Origin of the sequence: Brevibacterium sp. SIMBA_078 (assembly GCF_046534565.1) — a bacterium.
Taxonomy (GTDB): Bacteria; Actinomycetota; Actinomycetes; order Actinomycetales; family Brevibacteriaceae; genus Brevibacterium.
The window spans coordinates 1-272 of record NZ_JAWRYQ010000216.1 but is presented as its reverse complement, the minus strand read 5'-3'; the positions used below and the strand labels follow the sequence as shown (position 1 = coordinate 272).

General features: G+C 39.7%; 1 protein-coding gene. It reads left to right on the top strand.

Features of this window, described 5'->3' with window-relative positions; translation table 11 throughout:
• Positions 1 to 272, top strand: a 272-nt coding sequence (locus SB749_RS19485) for a hypothetical protein (protein ID WP_410711759.1), incomplete at both ends; no start/stop codon positions are given.

Below are 272 nucleotides of genomic sequence, written 5' to 3'. Positions count from 1 at the left end.
CTAATGACATTCATCCCACATGTGGCGTTCGTTTTTCCATGTATGCTTATGTACGTCCTGAATCTGATAAAGTCTTTAGTCGCATGCAGTATAAGCAGTATTTGAGTCAGTCCAATATTCGCTTTACTTGGGGCAAAAAAGACGGCCCTGGCGATTTACTCATCACGACACTACCTACATATTTGGATACATGGGTGAATGGTAAAACGTTCGATAACGTAGCCATTAGGATTAACGAGTCAACCAATAATGGTAATTCAATCAATAACCTA